Source organism: Aquimarina algiphila, from assembly GCF_947494415.1.
In the GTDB taxonomy this organism is placed as follows: Bacteria; Bacteroidota; Bacteroidia; order Flavobacteriales; family Flavobacteriaceae; genus Aquimarina; species Aquimarina algiphila.
On record NZ_CANLVC010000006.1, the window covers coordinates 321,326 to 348,302 of the forward strand.

A 26,977-nucleotide genomic window follows, 5' to 3' on the forward strand; every position below is an offset into this window, starting at 1 on the left:
TCATTAGAAAACAGAATTGAATATTACCCAATTGTAGAAAGTAAAAGATGAACTGTAAATTTTATAGAAAAAGCTTTTGAACTACATTATCCTAATAATTGTTTTAGCATATTTTATACATAGTAGTCAAAAAATGACTTTCTCTAATAAAGAAAGGATTAGAGAAAGAGCTAAAAATAATGATGATCACTTTCTGTTAGAGATGGATAAATCTTTGGATAAATCCATTTACTCTTTTAGAAACCAGATGTAGGTAACAAGAGTTATACACTCTCTCTTGTATAATCCTTATTCTTAAAAGGCCTTACAATAAGTCGAGCCGCTTTGTCATAATTAATATAGTTGTATACCCAATTAAAAAAAGTAACAAAACGATTTCTAAATCCTACCAAAAACCATAAATGAATAAACATCCAGATAAACCATGCGAAGAAACCACCAAATCTAAATTTTCCAAGATCTACTACCGCTTTATTGCGGCCAATAGTAGCCATAGATCCTTTATCAAAATATTTGAAAGGAATCATGGGTTTGTTTTTTAAGTGACGTTTTAAGTTTTTCGCCAGGTGTTTTCCCTGTTGAATAGCCGGTTGAGCCACCATAGGATGCCCTTTAGGGTAACCTTCGGTTTCCATTACAGAGATATCTCCAATGGCAAAAATAGTATCATACCCATCGATTTGATTATACTCATTTACTTTATAACGGTTAGCCCTTGGAATTAGAGATTCAGCATTTATACCAGATACAGGAGCTCCTGTTACTCCGGCAGACCAAATAAAGGTTGCGGTTTTTAGAGAAAGATCTGTATTGGTGGTTACAAGATTGTTCTCGTAGTTTTGTACCTGAGTGTTTGTATGAATATGTACTCCTATTTTTTCTAAGAATTTTGTGGCTTTTTCTGAAGCATTTTCACTCATAGGAGGTAAGATACGGGAAGCGCCTTCTATTAAATGAATTTCCATATCGTCAAAGTCCATATCAGGATAATCTTTGGGTAGGACATTCAGTTTTAGTTCTGCAATTCCTCCTGCTAACTCAACTCCAGTAGGACCTGCTCCGGCCAATACAAAACTTAATAATTCTTTCCTCTTTTCGGTATCTGTAGTAATAACCGCTTGTTCAAGATTTTCAAGCATTAAACTTCGCAAATTAAGCGCTTGCGGTAAGTTTTTCATGCGCATGGCATTACTTTCTATGGTTGTATTACCAAAGAAGTTTGTTCTAGCACCTGTTGCAATTACAAGATAATCATATGATATATTACCGATATTAGTATTTACGTGTTGAGTTTTAGGATCTATAGACATAACTTCTGCCATTCTAAAAAAAGTATTTTTACCTTTTTTTACAATTTTACGAAGTGGATAAGCAATAGAATCCGGTTCTAATGAAGATGTAGATACCTGATAAAGTAAAGGTTGAAAAGTGTGGTAGTTATGTCTGTCTAATAAGACTAATTGGACATCTTCTTTTATCATATTTCTTGCCAATGCAACTCCGGCAAAACCACCGCCAATAATTACTAATCTGGGTAAATTAGTGTAAGGGATATTCATACTATCTTGTGTTGTTTTACAAAGATAAAATGATAAAGTTATATACCCTATCAAATGTTGATTTTTGTAACTAAAATTATGATATTATTTATTTTTATGTAACATAAATGTTTTCTTGACTACATATAAGATGTAACTAGCCGAAGTGAATAAAGAATTAGAACATAGTTTTGTAACCAATCTTGAGCAAAATCAGAATATTGTGCACAAGGTGTGTCGTATATATACGAGTGATCAGGATTCACATAATGATTTGTTTCAAGAGATAACCATTCAACTATGGAAAGCTTATCCTAAGTTTAGAGGAGATGCAAAATTTAGTACATGGATGTATAGAGTAGCACTTAATACTGCGATTACTTTATATCGAAGATCTAAACGAAGTATTAAGACTGCTGATCTTGATACGATGAATTTTAAAATAAAAGCAGAAGATTATGATGATGAGGTAGAACAACAATTAAAATTGATGTATGCTGCTGTAAAACAATTAAATGATATTGAAAAAGCTTTGGTCTTTTTATATCTGGAAGATAAGTCATATAGAGAAATAGCTGATACAATGGGTATTAGCGAAGTAAATGCCCGAGTAAAGATGAATAGAGTAAAAACGAAGTTGAAAAAAATATTAAATCCGTAACCCCATGGATGAATTAGAATTATTAAAGAAAGACTGGAAGAGTCGGGAGCATGGACTTCCAAAATTGTCTTATACTGAAATTTATCAGATGATCTTGAAAAAATCTTCTTCAATTGTAAGATGGATTTTTATCATCAGTATTTTAGAATTTTTATTATGGGCTTCTTTGGATATCATTTTTAAATTAAATGGAATGCAAGCTAAAGTAGAAAAAGTAGACATGGGGTCTTTTTCTTTTATAGCTTCAATCGCTTCTTATTGTATTTTGATATACTTTATAACACGTTTTTATTTAAATTATAAAAAGATTAAGGCAACAGATTCTACTAGAGTTTTGATGGAGAATATTATTAAAACAAGAAGAACAGTTAAGCAATATATCTGGGTTAATATTGGATTTTTTACATTGACTATACTTGCAACTATGGCATATATGGTTTTCTTTACAGACGAATTTCAAAATAGATCAATAGAGGAGCAGGCACCAATATGGTTAGTTGTAGCTACAACAATATTTATTATTGCTGTTTTTGTTGGATTTATTATACTATTTTATAGGGTTGTTTATGGGATTTTAACACGTAGGTTAAAAAAGAATTATAAAGAACTTGAAAAATTAGAGGTATAGTCAATTATTTGTTCTCATTAAAAGCAGAAGGTAATAATTGAGGGATGAACTTGACCAATAAAGGTAATAAAAGACTACCACCGGGAAGAATAAAAATAGCTAATGATGGGATAGTTTTGCAAATATCCAATAGCTGTTTCTTTACCTGTTGTTTTTCTTCTTTAGATAAATCACGTACCGTCGACTGACCCAGCAAAATCATAAGATCTTTACTTTCTGTAATTTCCTTAATCAAACGTTTTTTATTCCTTAATACCAATACACTAACCGTTCTAGAAGTCTGTTGATAGAAATGTAAAGCAGGGTGTGAGTAGTTAAAAAATGAAATATGTTCCTTATGAGTATTTATAAAAACCTGAACCAAACTTATTGATTCTTTGATTATTGCATTTGGTAATTGAAGCTCAGCTCCAAGCGCAGATAAAAAACTCTGCTCACCTCTATCGATCTCTCTATCATTCCAAACGGCAAGACTGGTGAGGTCAACAATATATTTTTTTTCGATTTCATCAGTATAAGGATCAAGTTCTATATAGTCAAAGCTAGCCTCCTCTTCTGTTGAAATATTAGTGTATCGAACTGACGAAGCAAACAATTTTACCAACATTTTATCATAATCATCTTGCTCTTGTTTAGAATTTAAGGCCAGAAAAACAGTGTTGGTTAACGTTTCTTCTAATTGTGCAGCATATTCAAATGGATTCTTATCGTGTATCAGGAAATAATCAAAAGCTAATACATCAATAAATAATAAAGCATTAGTAAGTAAGTGACTAAAGTTCTTCTTAAAAATAGATTCGTTAGTTTGTATTCGTGTATGTATAATCTTTTCTAACTTTTCACTTTTATTAGAAGTAAGCATATTTCCAAAAGAAAAAATCGATTTTTTAGTATCCAGAAAGTTATAAAACTGAACTAATGCTTCAATAAACCCCTTTTTATCTGCATTTTCAATAGTATCATAATAAGTTACTACTAATGCAGTAAATAAATTCAATTTTGTCTTCTCTTCTTCAGAATATATAATGTCAGTATCATTTGAAATCAAGGTGTCAATAGAAGTCCCATAAATAAAACCCACTTGTCTTAAATCAGAATATAATTGATCAAATGACCATGGAGATGAATTATAATGATCATTGAAATTCCTTAAAAATTTTTCTATCCAACCAGAAGTTGAAGGGTTCATCGAGTAAGGTTTGTTACAAAGTTAGTTTTATTTTAATAAAATTCTATTTTGATAGGTTATAAAACGCATGGATAGAATTGAAATTGCCTTATCTGTCGTGTGTAATGACTTATTAAATAGTGTTTTATTGCTTTGTTTCTGCTTGTTTACCTCATATTCAGTCAAAACTTTATTTCTGTTAACAAATATTTAACAAAGATAAAAAAACCAAACTTTACATGTTCTCGTATGTATGGGCGTAAACTTTTAAAATTAAAAAAATGAATCGCATTAAAAAAACAAAATTATTTATCATTGGCGGTCTCCTTTCTATAGGGATAGTATTAATGGCAGCTGATCATTTAGATGCTCCAGCGGTAGGTGGGACTACTGCAGATATCACAGATTTTTACGCTTTTGAAGGAGCGAATTCTGACAATACCGTTTTGGTGGCTAATGTACAAGGGTTATTGGCTCCAGGAAGTACAGCAGAATTTGATGAAAATATATTGGTAGAAATAAACATTGACAACGATGGAGATTTGGTTGAAGACCTAATCATACAAGCGATACCAAGAAATGGTACAATGTATTTCTTTGGCCCATATAGACCGTCTGTTACCGGGCTAAATAGTACTATTAATGAAGAAGCTCAGTATTTAGGGCAAGTAGAGATTAGTACAGGGGCAAATGCTATTAGCTCCTCTGCTAACGGAATTTCGTACTTCGCAGGATTACGAGAAGATCCTTTCTTTTTTGATTCAAGTCAGTTTAACGCAATTATTGGAGGAATGGCTCCCAACGGATTTAATAACCCTGGGAATGATGATTTTGATGGAACTAATATTTTATCCATAGTTGTAGAAGTACCAAATGCTCTTTTGGGAGGAACGTTTAGTCATCCAGCAGGAACTGGAGTTCAAGTATTTAATACATGGGTAGAAGCTAAAAGAAAACAATAATTAGAAATTTTTAAAACACAAAGTGATGAAAATAAATAGTATAAAATATATAACAGCAACCCTTTTATTAGTGATAGGACTAACGAGTTGTAACAATGATGATGAAGGTATTATAATTGTAGAACCAACTTTAGATTTTTCAGGAACTTTTGCTCAGGAAGATCAAATGGGAAGACCTGGTATTAATACCGTATTCAGTGCGACGCCTGAGATTGAAAATAACTTTAATGTTACTATCCCTTCAGAACAAGGAGCGGCTTTTCAATCTTTATTTGAAACTCAATTGGCAGGTTTACATTCAGCTTTTGGGGCAACATATGAGAATAATATTCTTAATTTAGACATTACTACACTTACAACTGTATTAGCTTCAGATGTACTTCAGGTAGCACCCGATGCGCCAACTACTTATTTTGATGGGACTAATGTGCTTACGGGAAGAACGTTAACAGATGATGTGATTGATGTTTCTTTAATTCTATTATTTGGCGGACAAACCGGAGACCGATTTAATGGTCAGGACATCAATAATGATGGTACGCCAGACCTGCCTATTTTGGTTACCGATGGTGTGAGTGCAGCAGGTGAAACACCATTAGATGCATTTCCTTATTTAGAGGCACCCCACGGAATATAGTGTATAGAATGGTTCCTACTTACCATTACGAGCGGAGTCAAGAATTTTACTAAAAGATTAATAGTAAAAAATAACTCCGCTCTCTATAAAAAAGCAAAATAGAAATCAATATTAAAATACTAAAAAAACATCAAGATGAAAATCATAAATCTTATCTGTGTGTTGATAATGGGTACTATTATCATTTCATGTCAAAAATCAGAAAATACTGTTACCAATTCAAAAGATTATGTAGCGTATCTCCAAAAAAAAGAAAATCAAGTGCAGAAAGATGCTTTGGTGCAACTTAAATTCTGGAATGCTAAAATCAAAAAAGATAGTATGCAGATTTCGGCCATGGGAAAAGCAGCACAAGTGTGCTCAAATTTATTTCAAACTACAGGAAATATTAAATATCTCAAGCAGGCAGAACAAATACTGGCTAAATCAGTAGAAATAGCTGCTATAAAAAAAGAAGGATATCTTTTGGCTTTGGCTCGTAATTATATTTCTCAACATCGATTTAGAGAAGCTAAAACTGCTGCAGAAGGAGCGTATATGTTAAACCCTAATAAGGCTTCAAAAATGGTGCTTTTTGATATTTATATGGAACTAGGGGAGTACGATAAATCAAAAAAACATTTAGAAGGTATTGTCGATCAAAGCGATTATAATTTTTTAATTCGATTAGCAAAATGGAATGATTATCAAGGTAACCTGGATGCTACGATACGTAATATGGAAAAGGCCAAAACGATTGCTGAATCTAGTAAGAAGGAAGGGTTAATGTTGTGGTCATATACAAATCTTGCTGATTATTATGGTCATGCCGGGAGAATTCGGGATTCATATGAACATTATTTAAAGGCATTACAGATTGACCCATCAAATAGCTATGCCAAAAAAGGAATTGCATGGATTGTATATTCTTATGAATACAATCCAGAAGAAGCTTTAAAAATCATTGAAGCAATTGCAGAAACGCATCAAAGTCCTGACTACTTTTTATTAAAAGCAGAAATTGCAGAATACCAAGGAAATAAAGAGGATAAAGAACAAAATCTAAAAGCTTATTTTGAAGCAATTAATGATCAGCGGTATGGAGATATGTATAATACATATACCGCTTTACTTTTAGCAGAAGAATATCAAGAGTATGATATAGCCCTACAAATTGCAGAGAAAGAGATTTCCAATCGTCCTACTCCTCAATCCTATATTCTAAAAGCAAATATTCTTAATCTCATAGGAAATCATGAACAAGCATTAAAAATCGCAAAAGAATTTGTTGTCGATAAAACGTTTGAGCCAGAGGCTAATTATCAAGTTGCTCAGATTTATAAAGCAAATAAATTGCTAGATGAAATCAATCCAATAAAGAAAGAATTGATAGAAAGCAATTATGAATTAGGACCTGTACTATCTCAAAAGATTTTAGAATTATAAAAGAGTATGAGACATCTTATATTCATATTGATACTGATATGTTATTGGAGTACTCATGCGCAGTATCAATCTCAAGATAGTAGAGTTGAAAAAGGAACCAAAACTTGGATGGAGAAAAGTTTTTCTTTAGGTCTAGATAAATTACCTAAAGTAATAGAGTATCAATCCAGTATATCTACCTTAACAACAAATTCGTTGATGAAAATATTAAATACAGGTACGCTTCAATATAAAGCGAGTACTATCAAGTATACAGGAATGGATTTTGGAATATTTGAAGTAGTACCCAAGGTACAGATAGATTATTTTAGAAATATTGATGAAGATTTTGAGAGTCAAGCCTCTTTTCAATCTTTACTTATTCCTGGATTAAGTATCCTATATAAAAAGAATGATGATCTTAATTTTTTCATAAAGTCAATAATAGGAATTAAAAGTAATATTGATCAAGATGCAGTTGTTAATATGAAAGAAAAAAAAATAAATAGCATTTATGCGTTGGATATAGGCATGGATTGGCAATTGTCCTCTAGGGTTTCTTTAAATACAACATTGTGGTATCTTAATTTTGATCAAGGGTTTGAATATATTGAAGATGAGGAGATCGCAGTATTTGATGGGAAAAACAAAAATACTGGGTTAGATTTTAGTAGTAGATATCAAGTTAATGATTGGTTATATCTGGATACCTATATTGGATATGTATTTGGGGGTAAAGAATCATTCAACGAAGGAGATAATACACAATTTAATGATGAGTTTGTTGCCGAAGGAGGTATAGGTGTTGAGAATTATAAAAATTTCTCTGGAAAAATAATGTATAGATATTTTCAAGATGGGCTTACCACTAATTATGATATAAATCAAGAGTATTTAGTTGCCGATGCAGAAATTAATTATACCTGGAAAAACTTCGATTTTGGTATTGTTGTAGAAAATATATTTGGAGGAACATACAATGATCCAAGGTTGGCCGGTGCATCTAGGTTAACCGGTGAATTAGAAGCTGAAACAGAAGGAATTTATTTTACGCCTGATACTCCATTTACTTTTGAAGCTAGAATAACATATAGTTTTTAATTACACTTACTTAGGTTTTAAAAAATAACTGAAACCAGTACAATAGAACTAATTTGATGTTTGTTTTTTGATGTTTAGAAAAGCTTATCTGCAGGGGCGCAGACAAGCTTTTCTTGTTTTTATATTTAAATTACCTTTGTATATCTGTGGATATTACAACTTATTTAGAAAAACAAATGTAAATAGGTGTGTATAATACATTTATCTAGGTCAAACTCACATTATGAAAAACTATATATTTCTATTGATAATTATTATTACTATTGTTTCCTGTCAGGAAACAAAAAAGGAAAATTCTGATTATCAGGAAATCGAAGTAGAGAAATTAACGCCCGGTCCTATTGTTAATCAATCATTGACGGATAAACAATTAGATCATATTAGAACAATTCATGACACTTTTTTAGAAGTATATCCTATATCTCTCGATGAGACAATTACTAATTTTAAGAGAGATCAAAACCCCGATAATGAAATTGAGGTTTGGTTAGCTATGGCTGAATCATATAAAAATTTTGTTTTAAAAAATAAAGGAGATGATCAGGTAGAAAAAAGGAAAGAAGCTTTTAAGTTAGTTTTAATGAGATCAATGATGTCTGAAGAAGAAACGGTTAAAAAAACCGAAATAAAAATATTGACAAAAAAAGAAGTTAAAGAAATTCTCGATAGCTATCAATTAGGAAAGAAACCGATAAAAATAGAAACTCATTAACGTTAGTATGACTATTTTAATCTGATTTTCATTAATTCTTCTAGGACTCTACAACTCCTAAGGTGTATAGTTGTTCTAAAGTAGGAGATTCACTACCACCTTCTGGTTCTAGGGTTATTCCAAACGCTTCAGATTTATTAGGATTCGCTAGTATAAAGATTTTAGTATCATCCTCATTAAACGTATCCAATACTCCCATACTGGTAGGTGTTAATGGGTCAAGTTTTAATGACCATACCTGATACACTTTTCCAGGAGGGGGTGTAGGAAGACCAGCTACATCAATATAAGCTGTTTGTTTATTTTTATCCCAATAAACAGCAGCATAAGCGGTTGGATCAACTTGTTGGGCTTTTAACGGAACTTGTATGAGATCTTTATTTCTCAATATTTTTAATAAAGACTTAGCCTTAGAAAGGTCTTCTTCTGCAATATTGATTTTTCCTTCAAGTAATGTTTGTTCAATCTGATTCGTGACAAGTTGCTTTTGTAATTTTTGATTTTTGTTAAATTGGATAAATAGTCCAATTAATAGAGCAACACAAGCTGCCCATCCAATGTAAGCAGGCAGATTAGTACGTTTACGAGTAATTGGTATTACATTATTATTAGATTGGATTTGTTCTTGTACCTTAGTGTATAATGATTCTATATCTTCAGGAGCTTTTGCGGCTGATAATTGTTGTAAAGCATTTTCAATACGTTCTACTTCTTTAACAGCTTCAGGATATTCTTGTAACACCTTGTATACTTCGGTATTCTCTTTTTCAGAGAGTGAACCGTAGACGTATAGTTCTAAAATACCAGATGCTATGTAAGCTTTAATATCCATGAGTTGTTATACTTCCAATATTTGTTTTAGTTTATCAATACAAATTCTATTCCTTGTTTTTACCGTACCTAAAGGAATTTCCAATTCTTCAGCAGTCTCTTTCTGTGTAAATCCTTTAAAAAATAACAGATCAATTACTTTTTTACACAGAGGCTCTAGTGCAGCAATGTACTTTTTGATTCCTATGCTATCTATTTTACTGTTAAAATTAGTTTTGTCTTCTAATATATCTACGAAATAATCGGTTGTTAGGTTTTGTGATGTATTTTTAAAGCTCTTTGATCTGGTTTTATCAATAGCCGAATTACGCGCTATATTAAGAATCCAGGTAAAAAACCGTCCTTTTTTCTCAGAATAAGTATGAGCACTATTCCATATTTTAATAAATACATCTTGTAATACTTCTTCAGACAGAGCTTCATCTCTAACAATATTATAAATAATACCGTAGACATTTTGAGAATACATATCATAAATACGTTTAAACGCAGCTTGATTTTTATTCTGTAACGCTATAATAAGTTCTGTGGGTTGCATTCTGTTGATCTACAAGAAGTATCGAAGGTACTGTTTTCATTAATTTAAAACAAAAAAGAGGTTGTTATATAGCAACCTCTTTTTTGTCTTTTTTAGTAATTTATTGTATGATACCACCGCAACTTACTCGACTACCAGCAGCACCTGAAGGCTGTGAGGTAAAATCATCGGTCCCTTGATGTACAATAATTGCTTTCCCAACAATGTTCTTTTTGTCATCATCACAACCGATACACCATTCGTTGGTTGCAAAAGTAATACTTCCGGTACCATCGGCATCTGCTTTAAAATTTCCTATGTCACCTTTATGATATCCTTCTTTTACTCCCCATTTACCATGAGGTTCCATTGTAGGGTTCCAGTGACCACCTGTAGATTTACCATCTGGAGAAGAACAATCTGCTTTTTCATGAATATGAATAGCATGTTCTCCTTCACTTAGTCCAGTTAAATCTGCAACCATATTTACCATACCTTCAGATTCAGTAAAAGTAACTTTGCCAGAAACTTTACTGTCACTTTTTGGTTCAAGAGCAAATGATAGAGTAATAGTCTTATCCTCTTCTTTCTTTTCTACAGTCTCTACCGTTTCTGTAGTATCTTCCTGATCCGTAGCCTCTTTCTTTTCTCCTTTACAGCTAAATACAGCTATAGATAAAAAAGTAAGTACTGCTAATTTTAGGGTTTTCATAGTTTTATGATTTGTATTTATTTTGTTAACGTAATATAATGCAGTTTTAGTTTATGACAAAGATTATATATAGAATTTTGTTATAGGTGTATAAGATAGCGTAAAATGCTTATATGTTAAACGTTTTACGCATAGGGTAACTATTGTGAAAATTAAGAATAAATGGATATTTGTATGATATCATTATAAAATAGAAATATCATTCAGTGCGTTATAGTCTTTTTATTAATTCTTTATGATCTCTAATTCCTAGTTTTAAGTTTTCTGTAATGATAAGTGCTTTGTCGATACGATTTTGAGTGTTTCTTATTTTTAAAATATAATAGATTATACTTCGTTTTTTACCAGCAGTTAGGGTGTCAAAAATCTGCAGAGCTTCTGGATCACTTTGCAATACTGCTTCGAACTCTTCTGGTATTTCTACACCATATTTAGAAGTGTCTTCTAATAAACGTACGATAAAATAATCAGAAGGAAAAACACCTAATTTTTTCTGATTTTGTTTGTTAAAAGTGATATGATACCTTTCTTTTATTTTTTGCAATGCTGCGTGAAATTGCACTGATTTTTCTTTGAAAACAATTTCAACAACTACTCTTTTATAACCTTTATTTAAATAATGATTTGCTATCTGATCTGGGACTATAATACTATGACTAGATTGAAGAGAGGTTTCAAACGTCTTGATTTTCATTGTTTTAATTTTAATAAAAGTAACTTGAATTAGTCATAAATCATAATTTAAGAATAACCTGTTTAGACTTTGAAGAATTTTGTTAATCAAAATTTGTCTTTTTGTTAAGATAACTAACGTTAGTTATAAAAAAAACAAAATTAATTTCGACATGTTTACCGTAATGCAAAAAAGGCATTTTTATTCTTTTGGATTTCTTTTATAATTTTTTCTTAAAACATTTTTAATTAGAGTGTCAATGTTTATAAAGGTTAACAGAAATGTCGTCTCTTGAATGTTGTATTTTAACAATATGTGTAAAAATAGTTCAATATAAGTGTTAATTTATGGTAATTTAATACACTATCATTAAGTATAATCATAAACATCCTAAAAATCGTTAATTTTAGATATCACAAACTCAAAACTTATTTTTTATGAAAAAAGTCTACTCGTTTGCCATTCTATTATTTTTGGTAGGGCAAACAATTCTTGCACAGAATTCGGATGCAATAGTTCGAAGTCACTTTGAAGATTTTAAGACTACGACGTCAAAAAGCTCTTCTTCAATTAACGATTATTCAGAATGGAGAATTACTAGTGAAGCAACTTCATTAAAACCTGGATTAAAACATGTATATGTAAATCAGCTTCACAACAATATTCCAATTGTCGATGGTACTTTTAAATTATCTATTGAAAATGGTCAAATTACTTATCAGATCGATCAATTTATAAAAGATGTAACATCCAAGATAACATCTGCTAAAGCATCTTCTAATGAAATAGCAGCTATAAATGCGGTTATTAGGGCGCATAATTTACCTTCTGCTCAGAGGCTTTCAAAAACGGTAAATAGCAAGTCTGGAGGATCAGAAATTTATGAATTCAAAGATTCTGGAATCACTATGGAAGGTGAAGCTATCAAAGTACAACAAGTATATAAATTACACAACGATCAACTTAAACTTTGTTGGAATGTGAGTTTATACGAAAAAAGTGGTCAAAATTGGTGGAATAGTTATGTAGATGCAAGTTCAGGGAGCATCATATATGAGGAAAATTGGGTAATCAAATGTAATTTTGATACTCCTGATCACACTTCTCATAATCATAATAATTCAGTGCTTTTTAATAAAGAAGTAGCTACCGTTGCAGAAGCGCCAACTGCCGCTTTAGCGCCAGATTCATATAATGTATATGCGATGCCTTTGGCAAGTCCTGATGAAGGAAATCGTACTATTGAAACAAATCCGGCTAATACTACAGCATCACCTTTTGGATGGCATGATACCAATGGAAGCTCAGGAGCTGAGTTTACTATTACAAGAGGTAATAATGTTTGGGCACAGGATGATAGTAATGGAAACAATGGAACAGGATTTTCTCCAAGCGGAGGCGGTAGTCTAGATTTTAGTTTCCCAGTTAATCTAAATCAGCAACCTAGCTCATATAGAGATGCATCAATAACTAATTTGTTTTATTGGAATAATATCATGCACGATGTGTGGTATCAATATGGTTTTGATGAAGCTAGTGGTAATTTCCAGGAAAATAATTATGGTAATGGTGGATCAGGAAGTGATTCTGTAAATGCAGATGCACAAGATGGTAGTGGTACTAATAATGCCAACTTTGCAACACCAGGAGATGGAAGCAATCCAAGAATGCAGATGTTTCTTTGGAATAGAACAAGCCCAGGTAGAGATGGAAGTTTTGATAACATTATTATTGCTCACGAATATGGACATGGTATTTCAACCAGACTTGTAGGAGGGCGTAATACTAATGCACTAGGAGGTTCTGAGCAAATGGGAGAAGGATGGTCTGATTGGTTTGGATTAATGTTGACAATGAAAGCTGGAGACACTGGTACGGATGGAAGAGGTGTTGGTCCTTATGTATTAGGACAACCTATTGATGGAGCAGGAATTCGTCCAACAAGGTATTCTACAAATAGATCTATTAATGATACAGATTATGCAGATATTGGTGGATTAGCAAGACCACACGGAGTTGGGTATGCTTTTGCTACAATTTTATGGGATATGACTTGGGCATTAATTGATGCCGAAGGTTTTGATGCTGATTTCTATAATGGTACAGGAGGTAATAACATAGCAATGGCACTTGTAATAGAAGGATTGAAAAACACGGCAAATAATCCAGGATTTGTTTCTGGACGTGACGGAATTCTTCAGGCTGATCAAGATTTATATGCGGGAAAATATAACTGTTTGATATGGAAAGCTTTTGCAGAACGTGGAGTAGGACAAGATGCGAACGAAAATAATAATGGGGGATCTAATGGTCAAACAGATCAAACGGTTTCTTTTGTAAACCCTTGCGATGATCCGGGACCAGGACCAGGAACAGGAAATTGTTCTGGTGATGTGGCATCATTTCCATTTAGTGAAAGTTTTGAAACTAATTTAGGAGAATGGAAACAAGCCACTTCTGGAGATGATCTTGACTGGACCAGAGATTCTGGAGGAACACCTTCAAACGGAACCGGCCCAGGAAGTGCAATCGATGGTAATTTCTATCTTTATGTAGAAGCATCAGTTACTGGAGCAGGATTCCCTAATAAAAGAGCAATTCTTAATTCACCATGTTTAAATTTTAGTAGTTTGACTTCACCTAGCCTTACATTTCAATATCATATGATAGGTAGTGCAGTTGGTACTTTTACAGTGGAAGCAAGAACTAATAATACAGGAAATTGGACTAGTGTATTTACCCGAACTGGAGCTCAGGGAACAGACTGGAATGCTGCCGATATTGATCTTTCTGCGTATGCAGGAGAGGCTAGTGTACAACTTAGATTTAATGCAGTTACTGGTAATAGCTGGCAAGGAGATATTACAATTGATGCTGTAAGTATTCAAAATGGAACAGTCAACCCTCCAACTGGATGTACTACATTAGACTTTAATGATTTCCAAATCACTCCTTTTTCTAATCAAGATTCAGCTGGTAATTTCTCCATTGTAAATGGAGGTGCTGGATTATCTATGCAAAATAATACCTGGAAGTATATTCCTCTTAATTATACGGTAACTACAAATACTGTCATAGAATTTGAATTTAGTAGTGCAGCTCAAGGTGAAATTCACGGAATTGGTTTCGAAAATGACAATACCTTAACACAAACTCAATATTTTAAAGTTCATGGTACTCAAAATTATGGAGTAACGAACTTTGATAACTATACTAGTGGAACCAGAACATATGTTATTCCGGTAGGAGATTTCTATACAGGTGCAATGGATAGATTAGTGTTTATCAACGATAATGATGCTGGTTCTGGAAATAGCTCAATATTCTCTAATGTGAAAATTTATGAAGGATCTTGTGGTGGATCATTAGCAGAAATAGCAACTTCTGGATTTGGAGGAAATACTCCAATCATAGGAGACGAAGATGAAGATGTTTTATCAAGTATAGCTGTTTTTCCAAATCCGTTAAATAAAGGGGATGTACTTCGAGTATTTATTCCTGGTAAAACAATCTCAGACACTTCGTATTCTATAGTTAACTTAATGGGACAAGTGGTTGGAGAAGGAAAGATTAATAATAACGGTTTTATAAACGTGGACCGCTTGGGTGCAGGCATGTATATGCTTAAAATTCAAAATTCGGGAAGCGAAACAATAAAACGTTTTATTAAGCAATAACTGATTTGTAGAGTAATTTAGGAAAGGTCATCGTATGCGATGACCTTTCTTTTTTTATTAGTTGTCATGTCGTGAGTTGTTTTACTTTTTTAAAAAAATAAGACATTTGCCAACTTAAAATCTCAAAAAATATTGTTTTGATTTCATTGATTAATATCAAGTTTATAATTGACAAAAGCCTATATTTAAATTGTAAGAAGTAACTAATTTTGAAAAAAATAAACTCTTAAACACAAACCTCAAACCAAATCATGAAAACTCACCACCACTTCACTCCAGTAGTATTTATAATGCTTATGTCGAATATAAACATTAGGCAGATTTCAGAACAAAAAAATAAGCAATGTTAATTGGATCTAAATTCAATGTTATGCTTTGTGAAAACTTACGTTAAATGATTTAAGGATACATTAAGAATTTATGTGTGGTAATTTGCTGCTGGCCAATTTTTTAAATTTGAATTCCTTAAAACCTGATGTACTACGATCATGAAAAAAATCTGCTTTCTAATTGCAATAAAATCATGTTTACAATTGAATTCTATAAATGATAAATATGGGTAAATAACAGCTCATAATCTTAGCATATCTAATGTGTGAAATGATTAGATGCAAACTCCTAAAAATATTCAATACCTAATTGTGAAAAACATAACGATTCGATTATAATAGCTTTAAATAATCAATATCTCATAAAAAGTATTTTATGAAAAACAAATCTGATTTTAAAAAACCAATACCTTTTATACAACTAACTTAAACACAAAAAAATGAAAAAGCTCTATTTTTTGTTTGTGATTCTTATGGGATTACAAGCACAAGCGTCCAACGGTAAATATCGATTAACATTAAGAGGTAACCCAGCCACTTCTATTGTTATAGGATGGGATCAGACCTCTGGGAGTAGCCCCACAGTGTATTATGGGACAACCGATTTTGGAACCAATTACAACAGCTATCCCAATTCTAAGACTCCTGATAGAACCGTTTCCTATAAGGGAATGAATAATAATTTTGCCCGTCTTACAGGCTTGACTCCTAATACGGCATATTATTTTGTTATAAGAGATAGTCAGGGAACTAGCCAACGTTTTTGGTTTAAAACGGCACCATCAGATAATAGTAGATTATCTTTTATTGCAGGAGGAGATTCTCGTAATAATAGAACACCACGTAGAAATGCAAATAGTCTGGTTGCAAAATTAAAACCACATGCTGTACTATTTGGTGGTGATATGACTAATGGAGATAGTTCATCAGAATGGAGAGAATGGTTCGATGATTGGCAACTAACAATTGCAAGTGACAATAGAATGTTTCCAATTGTGGCTACAAGAGGAAATCACGAAGATAGTAATAATAGTGTCTATAACCTTTTTGATGTACCTTCTTCAAATGTATATTATGCAATTACTTTTGGTCAAAATTTGGTAAGAACTTATACACTGAATACTGAAATTTCGATTTCAGGAAGCCAAACAACATGGTTGCGAAATGATTTAAATGCAAATCCCAATACAGTTTGGAAAATGGCTCAATATCATAAACCAATGAGACCACATGTTTCTTCCAAGAGAGAAGGGAATAGTCAATATAGTAACTGGGCAAATCTTTTTTATGACAAAGGCGTAAAACTAGTTATAGAATGTGATGCTCATACTGTAAAAACTACATGGCCATTAAGACCAACTACAGGGTCGGGAAATGATGAAGGATTTGTAAGAGATGATACCAATGGGACCGTATATGCAGGAGAAGGTTGCTGGGGAGCACCATTGCGATCTAATAATGATAATAAAAGCTGGACTCGTAATTCTGCTAGATTTAATCAGTTTAAATGGATCTTTGTGGATGAAAATAAAATTGAAACAAGGACTATTAAAGTAGATAATGCATCACAAGTAGGTTCGGTATCTAATAATAATGTGTTTACAATACCAAGTAATCTGGATATTTGGAATCCATCTAATGGAAGTGTAGTAACTATTAATGCTACGGTAACCACTCCAGATACTGAAGCTCCATCAACTCCAACTAACTTAACATCATTAAATGTAACATCAAATACGGCTTCTTTAGATTGGAATGCTTCTACAGATAATGTAGCAGTTTCTGGATATGATATATATCAAGATAATACAAAAATAGGAACTACTAGTACGACAACATATAATGTTACAGGGTTATCTCCTAATACTTCATATGCTTTTAAAATTAAGGCAAAAGATGCGGCAGGTAACGTTTCTGGATTTAGTACTACAGAGAGTGTAACAACGTTAGATGGTTCTACAGCTTTATTTACTGTAGGTATTACAACAGTAGGAACTAGTAATTCTACTCATTCAACACGAAGAGCAATGCCGTATACCTTATCAGAAAATGGGATACTGCAAAGTATTGCTATACATATTGAAGGAGGTACAGGAAATACCCAATTAGGAGTTTATGCAGATAATAATGGAGCTCCGGGTAATAGGATAGGGCAAACTGCTATTACATCAATAAGATCCACCAGAGGATGGCAAACGATAGCATTAGAAAACCCTGTTAATGTAGATAGCGGAGATACTATATGGTTAGCTTGGATTTTTTCTGCGAATCCTGGTGTGGCTTATGTATCAGGCAGCCCTGGAAGATATCAAGCTGATGGAACCAGTTGGTCTTCAAGTGGAGGTAATATGCCATCCAGTTACGGAAATGGAGCTCAAAGCAATTATAGATACTCAGTATATGCAAACTATACAAGAAATACATCAAGTACCACATATACGTTAACTACAAATACCACAGGACAAGGTTCTGTAAGCGGTGCTGGAACATATAATGATGGAAGTTCGGCTACTGTTACTGCAACTCCGGCATCTGGATGGCAATTTGATGGATGGAGTGGAGCATTATCGGGATCAGCAAACCCAGCTAGTCTAACTATGAATACTAATAAAACTGTTACAGCAACCTTCACAGAAACAAATACAGGAGGAGGACAAACAGGAAGTGTAGAAGTTGCTATTAGTAATGGAAGTGATGATGTAGAAGAAGGTGAAAATGGTACTATATATGCTAATAGTAGCGATCTCGAAATGGTTTATGATAGTTATAATAGTAATGGATATCAGAAAATAGGTTTACGTTTTCAATCTGTGGGAATTCCTAAGAATGCTATAATAACCAACGCGTATCTTCAGTTTACAGCAGATGAAAGTAATAGTGCAAGTGCATCTTTAGAGATATCTTTACATAATAGTGGTAATTCGCCAGCATTCTCTTCATCAAATAACGTCTCCGGAAGAAGTGTTTTTTCAGAAAAAGTTACCTGGAATCCACAATCTTGGTCAAGTAATCAAAATGGAAGTGCTCAGCGTTCTCCTAATCTGAAAAGTATGGTACAAAGTTTAGTCAATAACACCAGCTGGGTATCAGGTAATAATGTAAGTTTTATTATTAGAGGTAAAGGAAATAGCTTAACCAGTACATCTGCAAAAAGAGTAGCAGATTCTTATGAAGGAGGTGCGAATAAGGCTGCAAAATTGATCGTAGAATACACAACAAATAGTGCCAGATCTTTAGAGATCGCTAATATACCTTTAAATCAAAAAGAAGCTTTTAATATTCATCCTAATCCATTTGTTAATACTATCGATATTTCAGCATCATTATCAAAATCTAATAGTAACTATACTGTAATTATTTATACCTTACAAGGTAAGGTAGTGCATAAAGAAGGAATTTCATCCGGGTCAAAGAATGAAAGTGTTACGATAACTCCTAAAGTTAATCATTCGGGAATTTATTTGCTTTCAATTAGTGATGAGAATGGTAAGGTAATAGAAACCAAAAGGCTTATCAGGAAATAATAGTCTGAATACATAAAAAACGAATATTTTAAGAACCGCTAATTCTCAATAGAAATAGCGGTTTTTTATTTTTTTAATTAAAAGATTGCCTAAATGTTAAGGGAGAAATTTTTGTTTTATTCTTAAATAGTTTACTAAATGATGCAGGATGTTCAAAACCCAATTCATATGCAATTTCACTAATGCTTAATTCGGTTGTAGAAAGTTTTTCTTTTGCTTTACTAATTAGTTTATTGTGAATATGCTGCTGCGTACTTTGTCCGGTAATTATCTTTAATATAGTACTTAAATAGTTAGGCGAAAGGTTTAAATTTTTGGCAATTTCTGCAACCTTGGGAATTCCTTTAGTAGAAGTATTTTCTTCATTGAAACATTTATTTAGTGTTTCCTCTAATTTTATGAGAATTTGATGATTTGTGATTTTTCGAGTAATAAACTGACGTTCATAATAACGTTCTGCATAGTTGAGTAATAATTCAATCTGAGAAATGATGATACTTTCGCTAAATTTATCAATATTAGATTGATATTCTCTTTGTATATTTTCCAATATGTCTACAATAATATTTTCTTCTTTTTTGGATAGAAAAAGTGCTTCATTAACAGCGTAACCAAAGAAATCATAGTTCTTAATAGTCTTTACTAATGGTGTGCCCCATAAAAAATCTGGATGAATAAGTAATAACCACCCAGATGCATTTACTGTTGCATTTTGATTTATTTCAATTGTAAGAATTTGTTGTGGCGAAACAAAGGCTAAAACGCCTTCATCAAAATCGTATTTTTGTTGACCATAATTAAACTTTTCACTCACATTTCGTTTTAAACCAATTGAATAAAAATTTTGTGTCCATTTAATTTCTTCAGTATCTGTTGGATACTTCACTTTACTGTAATCAATTAGACTAATTAGAGGGTGTTCTGGAGCAGGTAAATTACTATATTTATGAAACTCACTTATGGTTTTAAATTGATACATATTGTTCATTTTTGAAATTTAGTAATCAGTTTTCTTTTCGCAAAATCATCTTTGTTTGTATAGGGTTTTATTTTTAAATTCTCATCGATAGAGAAATCTTTATCCCTGAGTATTCTTTATTTTTTCACATAACTCAATCTTCAAATCCAGTAGATATTCCTAAATTTTGATGCTCTTTCATTGCTTTTTGAATAGCTTCAATTTTTAGATTAGCATAATGATATGCGTCTTCCCCCATAAAAAAATGAACAGGAGGTTTTTCTTGTTCACTTAAAGCGATAAGGACGTCTGTAGCTTTTTCAGGGTCATTGGGTTGATTTCCGTTTATGTCGTTTAAGTGGGCTTGTTCTATTTCGCGAGCTGATGTATATTCTAAAATTGGGTTAGATGGTCTTTGAATAGATCCTTCTGATAAAAAGTTCGTTCTAAAATATCCGGGATAAAGTAAAGTAGTATTAATACCAAAGGGCTTCATTTCTTCTGCAAGTGCTTCGGTAAAACCAGCTACTGCAAATTTTGTAGAACAATAAATACCAAACCCTGCAAAGTTGCCAACATAACCACCAATTGATGCTATATTAAAAATATGCCCAAATTGTTGCTTACGAAGATATTGTGCCACATTACGAATTACATTTATTGAACCAAAGACGTTTACATTAAAATTATTTCTTACTTCTTCTTCTGTAAGCTCTTCTAATGTCCCTATTTGGCTATAACCAGCATTATTGACTACAACATCTATTTGACCAAAACGATCAATTGTATCTTCAATACCTTTTTTTACATTTTTACTTTGAGTGAGGTCCATTTCAATAGGCAGAAAATGTTCATTTTCTTTACCAATTTTATTTATTAGAGCTTGCTTATTTCTAGAAGTTGCAGCAACATTAAATCCGTTCTCTAATAACTTTTTTACTAATATTAACCCCAAGCCCTTAGACGTGCCTGTAATAAACCATACTTTTTTTGTGTTCATTATTCTTTAGTTTTGAATTATGATACAAAGGTGATTTTATATAGTTTCATTTACTTTTCCAAATCTATGAAAATGATAGCCAAATCTACTTTTATGATGATTTTGGTCTGTTATTATCTTTAATTTGTTGTATTTGAAAAGTAATTGGTTAGGATGTATTGTTTTTGAATTATAAGCAAAGATAGCAGAAAAGAGGTGAACTTAAAGTCTAACTCTTAACTGTTACTTTTTATATACATTGTTAACGGTTGTGTTTATTTGATCAGTTGAATGATTGCCTAAATTCTATGGGAGAGAGCTTAGTTTTATTTTTAAACAAACGACTAAAAGACTGTGAATATTCAAATCCTAATTGATAAGCAATTTCACCTACCGATAAATTTGTGGTCGATAATTTTTCTTTTGCTTTTTCAATGAGTTTATTGTGAATATGTTGTTGTGCATTTTGTCTGGTTAAAGAACGTAGCATATCACTTAAATAACTTGGTGAAATATTTAAGTGTTCTGAAATGTATTGTACTGTTGGAAGACCTTGGTTTAAGGATTTTCCGCTATTGAAATAATTGTCTAGAATTTCTTCCAAATTCTGCAATAAATCATTGTTTACTACTTTTCGTGTAATAAATTGACGTTTGTAAAAGCGATTACAATAATTTAGTAATAAGTCTATTTGTGATATAATGATGTCTTGACTAAAATCATCTATTCTACTGTTTAATTCATTATTAATACTTTCAAAAACCGAAAAAATTGTTGATTTCTCTTTTTCAGAAAGATGTAATGCCTCGTTAGCTGCATACGAAAAGAAGCCATATTGTTTTATTTTTAGAGCTAAAGGGTATGTTAAGAAAAAATCAGGATGAATGAGTAACATATAGCCCGAGCTTGCTTTATTAGGAGGAGATTCGAATAGTTGATTTGGTGCAGTGAATACTAAGCCCCCTTCTCCGAAATCATAATAATTTTGACCATACTTTGCTTGTCCGCAGAGGCTCTTTTTATATGAGATTTTATAGAAATGGAGAGTAAAAGAATTGTCTAATTCGTTTGATGCAATTTTAATGTCCTTCATATCTATAAAGCTTATCATTGGATGTAAGGGCTTTGGTATGCCTAATACCCTATGAAAAACCGATAAAGATTTAAATTTTTGAGGAGAATTTCCCGATTTTTTCATCCTATTAATTTATATTAAATTTCTTGAAATTAGACTCTAAGAGCTTCTTGTTTTTAGAAATGTGCTTATTTTACGTATTATAAAATTGAGCAAACTCTTTAGCAAAATCTGCTAGTTTTACTTTGCCTAAAGTTGGTTTGTTTCGGTAATATTCTTCATATAATGTTCCATTTCCTTGTGCAGTTTGCATCTCTATAAATCCCTTGGCTATTTGTTCATTCATATTCATACTTAACATTTTATTAAGTAGTTGTTTATCAGAAATTTCTAACCATTTTAATTCGGGTTTACCAATTGCTTTTCCTATAACATGAGCTATTTCAGATGGAGAAACTTCATCACTTGCCAGATAATGTACTTCTCTTCCTTTAAATGGCTTTTCCATTTCTTCGGCAATCGTAAAAGCAATATCCAAAGGTGAAACCCAAGGCTCTTTTGCACCTCCACTATAATTTGATATAATAACACCTTGTTCTTTTATAGTTTGCAATGACCTGAATATATTAGTAAAAAAGCCAACAGGACGCATAAATTTAATAGAAACGTCGTTTGGTAACTGCTTCATAATGGCTTCTACATTATAATGCATTACAAGATTACCATTCCCTTTATCTGTATGAGCTCCAACACTGCTTAAGAGAACTACACGTTTTACATTTGATTTTTCAATAGCTTGTTTGTAGTTTACGCCAATCTGCGTTATATGACTGACAAGATCAAAATTGGAATCAAAAAAATCACTGGTGTTAATTGTTTCCATTAAATAAACGATATCAGCTCCTTTAAAAACTTTGGTTAGAAAATCAACATCTTGCATTGTACCGATTGCGGCTTTAGCTCCTAATGCTTCAATATCTTTTTGTCTTTCAGTTTTACTGCTAATAACTGTAATTGCATGCCCTTTTTGTACCAATTTTTGAGTAAGAGGTTTTCCTATGTTTCCTAAAGAACCTGTGAGTATGATATTCATATTTCCTTTGTTTAATTTATACAAAAGTGAACAACATTCAAAAGGTATATGTATCCCTATTGAGGAATTTTGTATTCAAAATGAGAATATTGGTATAATTTCAAAATTAGTTTTTTTATACCATTGCTGTCAACATTAATATATGATATCGCTGTATAAAATACAATCAGAACATTGATGAATCTATACTGATTTTATAACTTTAACTAAATAAAACCATCATAAATATAGAAGAGCTAATCAATTCAAAATTTATAAACTACGATTAGATGTGATAATGGTTTTATTTAGTTAAAGTTTATTAAACAGAATTCAAATTTTCTAATTCCAAGTAATCAGAAAAGTATTTGGCAAACCACTTTAAATCATTAATTACATACTTTTCGTTTTCGTCATCTAAACCAAACAATGGGTATATGTTTTCTTGATTATCATAAAAGAATAAAGTTCCCTGATAAATATCGTTTTCGAGATACCCTGTTGAATAGTCAATTTTTTCTTTCAAAATAGTCTTGTCTATATTTGATGAATTTATGAATGTGGCAGTTTTTAGACTTCTAATAAGTTTTCCTCTGTATTTGATCTTTGAGAAATCAGACTGTTGTTCAAATATATCCTTCCGGAAAGTTTTTCTAATTCTAGAATATCCCAATTAACGTTTTGTACAAATTCGATTTCAAATTCTTATTTTTTTTATTCATACAATGTAGAGTAACTGGACCTCCATTCACCCGTACCGACAACTCTTGGATTAATATTTGAGAAGTTAAATCTATTTTCAAATTAAGAAATTATAATATCAAAGTGGTAATTACTTGCGTTTCACTGTGTAATGTTTTATGGACAGGACATTTATCTGCAATTTGTAAGATTCTTGCTATTTGTTTTTCATCAAGATCACCCTCTAATTTGATTTCTCTCTCAAAAGTGTCAATCTTTGCCATAGGATCTTCACAATTTTCACAATCTACAGCATGCGTCTTACTATAGCTGGTGTGTACTTCTACATTTTGGAGATCCCAACCTTTTCTGGCGACATACATTTTTATGGTCATAGCTGTACATGCAGATAAACCTGCGGATACAAGTTCATAAGGAGAGGGGCCAAAATCATGACCTCCAACACTTTCTGGTTCATCTGCAATCATATAGTGATTCCCTACTTTCATCTGGGTAGTATATCCTTCGGTATTACCCAAACTTGCAACAACATGATGTTGACTTTTAATTTTTGATTTTTCGGGAATGTCTACATATCGAGAAGACCACCCGGCAATTACTTTCCCGACATAGATAGAATCTTCTTTTCGCATTAGTAAATGATCCGCACCATCCAAAGTAACAAAGCTTTTAGGATGCTTTGCGGCGTGATATATTTCTTCTGCATTTTTTATTCCTACGGTGATATCTTGAGGAGAATGCATCACAAGAATAGCTTTATCTAAACCTTTAGCAACTTGGGGTAATGATTTGGTTTCCAGATCATCAATAAATTGTTTTTTAATGGTAAAATCGCGACCACTTAAATTTACGACAGCCTTACCATTTGCTTCGATCTCTTCTAAGCCACTTTTTAATAAATGTTTTACATGTTTTGGGTTTGAAGGGGCTCCAACTGTTGCTATCGCTTTTATAGAATCAATTGCCGCTGCAGCAAAAATAGAAGCAGCTCCACCAAGTGAGTGCCCAATAATAAGAGTAGGGGCTTTATATTCTTTTTTGAGAAAGTCTGCGGCTGCAATAAGATCCTCTACATTTCCAGAGAAATTAGTGTCTGCAAAATCTCCTTCACTTTCCCCAAGTCCTGTAAAATCAAATCTAAGTACACCAAATCCTTGAGAAGTAAGTCCTCTACTAATATTTCTTACAGCGCCCAGATTTTTATTACAAGTAAAGCAATGTGCAAATAATACAAAATTGTGAGGATGTTGATCTACAGGAAGCTCTAAACGACCAGATAGTGTTTGACCTTCAGAATTGATAAAAGTGACTTTGGATAGGCTCATTTTAAAATTGTTTATGTAAAGAGTCGGTATAACTAAAAAATACTTTCTAAAGATAATTTTTTCAATTTAGAATTGCTTAATTATTATCCTTGAAAAAAACTATAAATAACTCCTAAAACATGTTAATGTTTATCAACCTTTATTTTAATTAATTAAATTTAGATATAACCAAAACTTTATATTATGTTAAAAAAAATTCTTGATTTAAACGGAGTTAACAAATTATCAAACGATCAACTAAAATTTGTAAAAGGGGGACTAGCCTGTGATATGGATAATCCTTGTCCTGGCAATACATATTGTGATTACAGATGGGGAGATGTTGGGTTATGTGTTTGATATTGAAGTATGTCACACATCTTGTAGTATTTAAATACTATTTTAGAAACACTTCTTTTTAAACAATTATTAGTAAAGTGCACATATCATGAAAAATTAAATCTTTCATGATATGTGCACTTTACTTTATTAAGATTTCTTCTCACCCAATAAAGTATAGAGTTAGCTATTCATCAAATAAGTTAAAAAGTGATGCTGTAGATAATACAGTTGCAAATTCATCTTTTAAACTTGCGATAGCAGTATCATGAATAAGTTGTGCGCCATAGTGCTCACCATTTACTCCAACCTTATTAAAAGTGGCAACAGCATCTTCTATTAAATAAGTATTAAAACCAAAATTACCAGCCATTCTCGTAGTCGTAGAAACACAATGATCGGTAGTAAGACCAGCAACCACCAGAGTATCAATATTTTTGTTTTCTAATTGTTCTTTGAGGTTTGTACCAATAAAAGCACTATTTACCTCTTTTTCGATAATAGGCTCATTAGTTAACGGCACTATAAAATCCATGAAATCGTTACCAGGATTGTTTTTTGATAATGGAGAAGAGGGAGTAGTAGAACAATGTTTAATATGAAATACAGGTAATTTCTTCTTACGCCAAAAAGCAAGCAGTTTTTTCATATTAATTTCAGCATCAGGGTTATTGCGCTCGCCACCCCAATATGCTATATCTTCAAAACCTTTTTGAATATCAATTAGCAATAATGCAGAAGTGTTGTCTTTTGAAATACTCATTAGTTTTTTTCTTTTTTTCTAAAGTCGGTATTATAGATCACACCTAACTGCAATCGATCAAAATTAACACCGGTAAAGTGGTTTTTAAGATACCCTAATTGAATACTAAAATTAGATTTTACATTATATCCAACTGCTCCGTATAACCTGTTTTGACCAAAAATTGGCTCCTGTAGGTTAATGAATACTTCATCATATACATTGAGAAACCATTGTTCATTAATAGGGTAGGTTAGCTGTAACCTATATCTTGCTCGGTGTTCGGTGAAATCATCATTTTGTGTACTTATAAATCTTTGCTCAAGACGATATCGGTGTTCAAATTTAAATTTACCGACGCTGTTTTTTAGAATAAACTGTTCGAATATTCGATGTTCATTGGAGTTTTCTTCATCAGGAATATCTTCAAAAGTGCCATCAGTACTAATAAAACCATATCCAAGAGTAGCAATTGCTTTATCATTGATATGATAATTTAACCCGGTCCTTAAGAGTAATTGATTAAATGTGGAAGTCACTTCGTAAAAACGGAATTGCGCTTCAGAATGAATACTAAAGTTATCGCTAATACGATTGGTGCCAAAATACATATACCAGGCACCAAATTCATCTTCGCCATTATCTTGAGCACTCGAGAAATTAATTAAAGAAAGCAATACTAAAAAAAGAAATAGTTTTTTTGTGTTCATGTGTGATTTGTATTTTGAGTTT

24 protein-coding genes are annotated in these 26,977 nt (G+C 32.1%); 10 read left to right on the forward strand and 14 right to left on the reverse strand.

What is annotated here, in order from left to right:
- Positions 1-263: 263 nt before the first annotated feature.
- Complete coding sequence (locus PQF96_RS10770) at positions 264-1,559, reverse strand: NAD(P)/FAD-dependent oxidoreductase (protein WP_109434585.1); 1,296 nt, start codon at positions 1,557-1,559, stop codon at positions 264-266.
- 145 nt (positions 1,560-1,704) lie between these two features.
- Between PQF96_RS10770 and PQF96_RS10775 the strand changes: the two genes are divergently transcribed.
- Together PQF96_RS10775 and PQF96_RS10780 are read left to right on the forward strand one after the other, a co-directional pair.
- Complete coding sequence (locus PQF96_RS10775) at positions 1,705-2,199, forward strand: RNA polymerase sigma factor (protein WP_109434586.1); 495 nt, start codon at positions 1,705-1,707, stop codon at positions 2,197-2,199.
- Between the two features lie 4 nt (positions 2,200-2,203).
- On the forward strand, positions 2,204-2,827 hold the full coding sequence (locus PQF96_RS10780; protein ID WP_271766076.1) for a hypothetical protein: 624 nt from the start codon (positions 2,204-2,206) through the stop codon (positions 2,825-2,827).
- A 4-nt stretch (positions 2,828-2,831) separates the two neighbouring features.
- On the opposite strand, the gene PQF96_RS10785 is transcribed toward PQF96_RS10780, so the two are convergent.
- On the reverse strand, positions 2,832-4,016 hold the full coding sequence (locus PQF96_RS10785) for an LETM1-related biofilm-associated protein (RefSeq protein WP_271766077.1): 1,185 nt from the start codon (positions 4,014-4,016) through the stop codon (positions 2,832-2,834).
- Between the two features lie 269 nt (positions 4,017-4,285).
- On the opposite strand from PQF96_RS10785, the gene PQF96_RS10790 reads away from it, so the two are divergent.
- The 5 genes from PQF96_RS10790 to PQF96_RS10810 all read left to right on the forward strand — a co-directional run bounded on the left by PQF96_RS10790 (position 4,286) and on the right by PQF96_RS10810 (position 8,811).
- Complete coding sequence (locus PQF96_RS10790; protein ID WP_109434688.1) at positions 4,286-4,957, forward strand: DUF4331 family protein; 672 nt, start codon at positions 4,286-4,288, stop codon at positions 4,955-4,957.
- A 25-nt stretch (positions 4,958-4,982) separates the two neighbouring features.
- A complete protein-coding gene (locus PQF96_RS10795; RefSeq protein WP_271766078.1) occupies positions 4,983-5,594 on the forward strand; it encodes a DUF4331 family protein in 612 nt (203 codons plus the stop codon).
- Between the two features lie 135 nt (positions 5,595-5,729).
- Positions 5,730-7,019, forward strand: a complete 1,290-nt coding sequence (locus PQF96_RS10800) for a tetratricopeptide repeat protein (protein WP_271766079.1) — start codon at positions 5,730-5,732, stop codon at positions 7,017-7,019.
- 6 nt (positions 7,020-7,025) lie between these two features.
- Positions 7,026-8,099: a hypothetical protein gene (locus PQF96_RS10805; RefSeq protein WP_271766080.1), complete on the forward strand. Its 1,074-nt coding sequence runs from the start codon at positions 7,026-7,028 to the stop codon at positions 8,097-8,099.
- 223 nt (positions 8,100-8,322) lie between these two features.
- Positions 8,323-8,811 (forward strand): hypothetical protein, encoded by a 489-nt coding sequence (locus PQF96_RS10810; RefSeq protein WP_271766081.1) that lies wholly within the window; start codon positions 8,323-8,325, stop codon positions 8,809-8,811.
- 40 nt (positions 8,812-8,851) lie between these two features.
- Here the strand turns inward: PQF96_RS10810 and PQF96_RS10815 are convergent, their stop codons facing one another.
- The 4 genes from PQF96_RS10815 to PQF96_RS10830 form a co-directional block, all read right to left on the reverse strand.
- On the reverse strand, positions 8,852-9,643 hold the full coding sequence (locus PQF96_RS10815) for an anti-sigma factor (RefSeq protein WP_271766082.1): 792 nt from the start codon (positions 9,641-9,643) through the stop codon (positions 8,852-8,854).
- 6 nt (positions 9,644-9,649) lie between these two features.
- Positions 9,650-10,180 carry an RNA polymerase sigma factor gene (locus PQF96_RS10820; RefSeq protein ID WP_109434594.1) on the reverse strand — a complete coding sequence of 177 codons (531 nt, stop codon included), beginning with the start codon at positions 10,178-10,180 and terminating at the stop codon, positions 9,650-9,652.
- 100 nt (positions 10,181-10,280) lie between these two features.
- Entirely contained in the window at positions 10,281-10,871 is a 591-nt protein-coding gene (locus tag PQF96_RS10825; protein ID WP_109434595.1) for a superoxide dismutase family protein, read from the reverse strand.
- Positions 10,872-11,082: 211 nt separating this feature from the next.
- Entirely contained in the window at positions 11,083-11,565 is a 483-nt protein-coding gene (locus PQF96_RS10830) for a YdeI/OmpD-associated family protein (RefSeq protein ID WP_271766083.1), read from the reverse strand.
- Positions 11,566-11,981: 416 nt separating this feature from the next.
- On the opposite strand from PQF96_RS10830, the gene PQF96_RS10835 reads away from it, so the two are divergent.
- Together PQF96_RS10835 and PQF96_RS10840 are read left to right on the forward strand one after the other, a co-directional pair.
- Entirely contained in the window at positions 11,982-15,221 is a 3,240-nt protein-coding gene (locus PQF96_RS10835) for a M36 family metallopeptidase (RefSeq protein WP_271766084.1), read from the forward strand.
- A 769-nt stretch (positions 15,222-15,990) separates the two neighbouring features.
- Positions 15,991-19,074 (forward strand): InlB B-repeat-containing protein, encoded by a 3,084-nt coding sequence (locus PQF96_RS10840; RefSeq protein WP_109434598.1) that lies wholly within the window; start codon positions 15,991-15,993, stop codon positions 19,072-19,074.
- Positions 19,075-19,147: 73 nt separating this feature from the next.
- Here PQF96_RS10840 and PQF96_RS10845 read toward each other — a convergent pair whose 3' ends face one another.
- The 6 genes from PQF96_RS10845 to PQF96_RS10870 form a co-directional block, all read right to left on the reverse strand.
- Positions 19,148-20,053 carry a helix-turn-helix domain-containing protein gene (locus PQF96_RS10845; RefSeq protein WP_235010903.1) on the reverse strand — a complete coding sequence of 302 codons (906 nt, stop codon included), beginning with the start codon at positions 20,051-20,053 and terminating at the stop codon, positions 19,148-19,150.
- Between the two features lie 133 nt (positions 20,054-20,186).
- Complete coding sequence (locus PQF96_RS10850; protein ID WP_271766086.1) at positions 20,187-21,032, reverse strand: SDR family oxidoreductase; 846 nt, start codon at positions 21,030-21,032, stop codon at positions 20,187-20,189.
- Between the two features lie 262 nt (positions 21,033-21,294).
- Positions 21,295-22,209, reverse strand: coding sequence for a helix-turn-helix domain-containing protein (locus PQF96_RS10855; RefSeq protein WP_271766088.1), 915 nt, complete (start codon positions 22,207-22,209; stop codon positions 21,295-21,297).
- Positions 22,210-22,279: 70 nt separating this feature from the next.
- Positions 22,280-23,179, reverse strand: a complete 900-nt coding sequence (locus PQF96_RS10860) for an NmrA family NAD(P)-binding protein (protein WP_271766089.1) — start codon at positions 23,177-23,179, stop codon at positions 22,280-22,282.
- 301 nt (positions 23,180-23,480) lie between these two features.
- Positions 23,481-23,684, reverse strand: coding sequence for a hypothetical protein (locus tag PQF96_RS10865; protein ID WP_271766090.1), 204 nt, complete (start codon positions 23,682-23,684; stop codon positions 23,481-23,483).
- Between the two features lie 286 nt (positions 23,685-23,970).
- Positions 23,971-25,185, reverse strand: a complete 1,215-nt coding sequence (locus PQF96_RS10870; protein ID WP_271766091.1) for a bifunctional alpha/beta hydrolase/OsmC family protein — start codon at positions 25,183-25,185, stop codon at positions 23,971-23,973.
- A gap of 183 nt (positions 25,186-25,368) precedes the next feature.
- Between PQF96_RS10870 and PQF96_RS10875 the strand changes: the two genes are divergently transcribed.
- On the forward strand, positions 25,369-25,524 hold the full coding sequence (locus PQF96_RS10875; RefSeq protein ID WP_160114042.1) for a hypothetical protein: 156 nt from the start codon (positions 25,369-25,371) through the stop codon (positions 25,522-25,524).
- A 166-nt stretch (positions 25,525-25,690) separates the two neighbouring features.
- On the opposite strand, the gene PQF96_RS10880 is transcribed toward PQF96_RS10875, so the two are convergent.
- The gene (locus tag PQF96_RS10880) at positions 25,691-26,266 is read right to left on the reverse strand and encodes a cysteine hydrolase family protein (RefSeq protein ID WP_271766092.1); all 576 of its coding nucleotides are present in this window, start codon (positions 26,264-26,266) and stop codon (positions 25,691-25,693) included.
- Positions 26,266-26,955 carry a DUF2490 domain-containing protein gene (locus tag PQF96_RS10885; RefSeq protein WP_109434603.1) on the reverse strand — a complete coding sequence of 230 codons (690 nt, stop codon included), beginning with the start codon at positions 26,953-26,955 and terminating at the stop codon, positions 26,266-26,268. The genes PQF96_RS10880 and PQF96_RS10885 overlap by 1 nt, the downstream gene beginning before the upstream one ends.
- Positions 26,956-26,977: the final 22 nt, after the last annotated feature.

Coding starts and splice junctions, on each gene's coding strand:
- PQF96_RS10825 (WP_109434595.1), bottom strand. CDS start 10,871: ATGAAAACCCTAAAATTAGCAGTACTTACTTTTTTATCTATAGCTGTA.
- PQF96_RS10820 (WP_109434594.1), bottom strand. CDS start 10,180: ATGCAACCCACAGAACTTATTATAGCGTTACAGAATAAAAATCAAGCT.
- PQF96_RS10770 (WP_109434585.1), bottom strand. CDS start 1,559: ATGAATATCCCTTACACTAATTTACCCAGATTAGTAATTATTGGCGGT.
- PQF96_RS10800 (WP_271766079.1), top strand. CDS start 5,730: ATGAAAATCATAAATCTTATCTGTGTGTTGATAATGGGTACTATTATC.
- PQF96_RS10780 (WP_271766076.1), top strand. CDS start 2,204: ATGGATGAATTAGAATTATTAAAGAAAGACTGGAAGAGTCGGGAGCAT.
- PQF96_RS10815 (WP_271766082.1), bottom strand. CDS start 9,643: ATGGATATTAAAGCTTACATAGCATCTGGTATTTTAGAACTATACGTC.
- PQF96_RS10885 (WP_109434603.1), bottom strand. CDS start 26,955: ATGAACACAAAAAAACTATTTCTTTTTTTAGTATTGCTTTCTTTAATT.
- PQF96_RS10850 (WP_271766086.1), bottom strand. CDS start 21,032: ATGAACACAAAAAAAGTATGGTTTATTACAGGCACGTCTAAGGGCTTG.
- PQF96_RS10860 (WP_271766089.1), bottom strand. CDS start 23,179: ATGAATATCATACTCACAGGTTCTTTAGGAAACATAGGAAAACCTCTT.
- PQF96_RS10840 (WP_109434598.1), top strand. CDS start 15,991: ATGAAAAAGCTCTATTTTTTGTTTGTGATTCTTATGGGATTACAAGCA.
- PQF96_RS10875 (WP_160114042.1), top strand. CDS start 25,369: ATGTTAAAAAAAATTCTTGATTTAAACGGAGTTAACAAATTATCAAAC.
- PQF96_RS10830 (WP_271766083.1), bottom strand. CDS start 11,565: ATGAAAATCAAGACGTTTGAAACCTCTCTTCAATCTAGTCATAGTATT.
- PQF96_RS10795 (WP_271766078.1), top strand. CDS start 4,983: ATGAAAATAAATAGTATAAAATATATAACAGCAACCCTTTTATTAGTG.
- PQF96_RS10845 (WP_235010903.1), bottom strand. CDS start 20,053: ATGTATCAATTTAAAACCATAAGTGAGTTTCATAAATATAGTAATTTA.
- PQF96_RS10835 (WP_271766084.1), top strand. CDS start 11,982: ATGAAAAAAGTCTACTCGTTTGCCATTCTATTATTTTTGGTAGGGCAA.
- PQF96_RS10855 (WP_271766088.1), bottom strand. CDS start 22,209: ATGAAAAAATCGGGAAATTCTCCTCAAAAATTTAAATCTTTATCGGTT.
- PQF96_RS10810 (WP_271766081.1), top strand. CDS start 8,323: ATGAAAAACTATATATTTCTATTGATAATTATTATTACTATTGTTTCC.
- PQF96_RS10805 (WP_271766080.1), top strand. CDS start 7,026: ATGAGACATCTTATATTCATATTGATACTGATATGTTATTGGAGTACT.
- PQF96_RS10880 (WP_271766092.1), bottom strand. CDS start 26,266: ATGAGTATTTCAAAAGACAACACTTCTGCATTATTGCTAATTGATATT.
- PQF96_RS10785 (WP_271766077.1), bottom strand. CDS start 4,016: ATGAACCCTTCAACTTCTGGTTGGATAGAAAAATTTTTAAGGAATTTC.
- PQF96_RS10870 (WP_271766091.1), bottom strand. CDS start 25,185: ATGAGCCTATCCAAAGTCACTTTTATCAATTCTGAAGGTCAAACACTA.